The following is a 3,163-nucleotide window of genomic DNA, read 5'->3' on the forward strand; positions in this document are numbered from 1 at the left end:
CCCGCGGCCGCCGCGCCCGAGGTGTATACGCCCCCGGCCGAGGCGATCGCGGGGGCGGTCGCGGCGACCACGACGATCGCCGCCGCCACGGCCCAGGAGCCTCGCGCGTCCGGGACGACCAGCCACGCGCCGGCGGCACCGACCGCCGTGGCGAGGGTCACGAGCGGCACGCTCTCGACCAGCGCTCGCACCGCCACCGACGCCACCGACGCCCCGCGAGCGCGCTCGGCGAGCAGGAACGTCTCCCGGCGGACCACCAGCAGCCGCGCGGCGAGGACCAGCGTGAGGGCCCCGACCGCAGCGAGGCCGACGAGCAGCACCGACGTCTGGGCGGTCGCCGCGACCAGGCGGACGTCGGCCCCGCGCAGGACGCCGTCCAGCTCGCTCTCGACCGTCGGGGTGCGTCCGTCCGACCCGGTCAGCGGAGTCGGCACCGCGACGAGCTGCGTGACCGCGCGCGCGATCCGCCGGGTGTCGGTGGCGCGCAGCCCCTCCGGGTCGGCGGGGAACCGGAAGGCCATGGTGGTCGACTGTGCCGACGCCAGGGCGAGCATCGCGTCGGGCAGGGAGTCGTCCGAGGTGAGCAGGCCTGCGCGGCCGACGACCGTGCCGGTGGCCGGTGGCGGCAGCAGGTCGAGCAGGTCCGCGTGGGTCGACCACACCGGCGACGCGGGGTCGGCAGGCTCGTACAGGCCGGTCACGACCGCCTCGACGTCGCCGCGGGTCGGGCCCTGCAGGGGGAGGCGCTGGCCGACGAGGAGGCCGAGCCGGTCGGCGGCCGCGGCGGACATCCCGACCTCGACCACGCGCGGCTCCGTCGACCCGGGCGGGCGCTCGGGGGCCTCGTCCGGCGCGCGCCCCGCGACCCACCGGACGACCGGGTCGGAGGTGGTCGGCGTGCCGAGGTGCACCAGCCGGGTGGACAGCAGGTCGTCGCCTCGCCGCGCGGTGAGCGGGGCGCTCCGCACCGCGGTCACCACCGGACCGGTCACGTCCCGGATCGGCGCCGGGAGCGAGGACCGCATGGCCGTCGCCGCGTTGGCCACCAGGGTGGCGGCGTCGTCGACGCGCTCGGGCCTGCCGTCGGGGCCGACGTCGCCGAAGCCCGGCCCGCTGCCCAGCACGGTCACGACGTCCGCAGCGGTCCCCGCGTCCTGCACGGCGGTGCGCACGCCCTCGTCCGCCGTCCGCAGCACGATCCGGGGGACGGCCAGCGCGATGAGCACCGTGACGGCCAGCACCACGGCCGCCAGCGCCAGCAGGCCGGCGTCCTGGCGGCTGCGCCGGCGGGCGACGAGCACCGCGTCGGCGGTCGTGGAGCGCCACCCCACCGAGGTCCGCTCACGCTGCGTCGTGGCGCTCATCGCTCGTCCCCCAGCCGCAGGAGCTCGCCCGACGCCCGCCGCAGCAGCGAGCTGGTGGTCAGGGCGACCGCACCGCCGACGAGCACCACGAGGACGACCACGAGCCCCCCCTGCGTGGCCCACGGCCACTGCACGAGCACCGCGGGGATCGGCCTGCCCCCCGCGGCGGACACGGTGACCAGCGGGGTGACGACCTGGCCCAGCACGGCGCCCAGCGACAGTCCGGCCGCCAGGCCCAGCACCCCGAGGATCGCGTGCTCGACCAGGACGGACCGCACCAGGCCCGGGCGGGAGGCGCCGAGCGCCTGCAGGCGCGCCAGCTCGAGCCGCCGGGTCCGCACGGCCACCGTCGCGCTCATGGCGAAGCCGGCCACGGCGAGCGCCACCGACGCGACCGTGACGATCCACAGCGCCGCCTGCACCCCGACGCGCAGCGGCCCGTCGGTGGCGACGGCCCGGGCGGTCGCCCGGTCGACGGCGACGCCGAGGTCACCCTGCTGGACCTCCTCGACCAGCGCGGGCGCCTTCGCGTCGAGGACCTGGAGCCACCACTCGTCGAGCAGCGGGTCCGTCGACGAGTCCAGCAGGGCCGCCCGCGTCAGCAGGTCGCGGTCGGCCAGGACCGCGGCGCCGGTGGGCAGGCCGGGCAGGTAGGCGACCTCCCGCTCGACGACCACCCGCACGCGTGCACCGCCCAGGTCGAGCTCGAGCTCGTCGCCCACCGCGAGGGAGAACCAGGCCATCAGCGTGTCGGTGACCACGACGGGCACCGGACCGGGTGCGGCGAACGTCGCGGCGGCGAACCCGGAGCGCCCGAACAGGAGAGCGAAGGGGTCGATGGCCCCGGTGACGCGCAGGACGCCGGAATCGGTCCGCACGGCCAGCAGGGGCCGGACGTTGTCCTCCTGCAGGGCGCCCTGCACGCTCCAGGTCGCGTCGGTCAGCGCGACGGGGGTGACGGTGTCCTCGGTGGCCCCCGCCGCACGCTCGACCGCCCGCAGGTTCCCCACCCGCACGTCCAGCTGGAGGTCCGCCAGGCCCGGGGTGAACGGGTCGTCGGGATCGGGGAGCGTCTGCGCGACGACCCCGACCAGCCGCAGGCCCGGTGCGGTGGCGGGCAGGGCGACCTCGACGTCGGGCGACGAGCCGACCAGCGGCACCGGCGGGAGCTCCACGGGCGTGCGCGTCCCCCACGGGTCCTGCACCACGAGGCTGACCAGCAGCAGCCCGCCCACCGCGGGGGACAGCGAGCTGTCCACGTCCACGACGAGCCGGCCGGGGGAGCCGGGCAGGGCCACACCGGCAGCGGGCTCGGCGGGCTGCAGCGGTGCGGCGATGGTGCCCCAGGGCGGCGAGATCCGGCCGCGCAGCAGCGCGTCGGCCGCGGTGGTGTCGAGCGCCAGGAGGGTCACCGACCGGCCCCGGCTCTCCGTGGGGGAGTCGGCAGGCTGCCCGAGGTCGACGGACCGGAACGTCACGGGGCTGGCGGCCTGCACGTCGGGCAGCCCGGTCACGACGCCCGCCTGCGCGATCCCGGAGCCGTCCAGCCGGTCCAGTCGCACGTCGGTCCCCGTGGCGAGGTCCACCTGCTCGGCCTGAGACGTCCGCCACGTGCCGAGGAAGGACTGCGAGAACGACCCGACCGCCAGCGCCAGGGTCAGCAGCAGCACCGCACCGGCCGCCCGTCCGGGCCGTCGGCCGACCTCCCACGCCGCCAGCGGCGACACCAGCGACCGGCTCCGGGCGGCGAGCCGCTCCCCGGCCGCGGCGACCACGGGCAGCAGCCGCAGCGTCAGGAC

At 77.7% G+C, this 3,163-nt stretch carries 1 protein-coding gene and 1 pseudogene; both read right to left on the bottom strand.

Annotated elements, in window-relative coordinates; translation table 11 throughout:
• Positions 1–1,364, bottom strand: a pseudogene (locus tag RYN42_RS20095) (hypothetical protein); the annotation flags it as partial.
• Positions 1,361–3,163 (bottom strand): FtsX-like permease family protein (locus RYN42_RS20100; RefSeq protein ID WP_315099387.1); only part of this gene is annotated, 1,803 nt, incomplete at its 5' end. The pseudogene RYN42_RS20095 and the gene RYN42_RS20100, both read right to left, overlap by 4 nt.

The sequence above is a fragment of the uncultured Cellulomonas sp. genome, assembly GCF_963527515.1.
Taxonomy (GTDB): Bacteria; Actinomycetota; Actinomycetes; order Actinomycetales; family Cellulomonadaceae; genus Cellulomonas.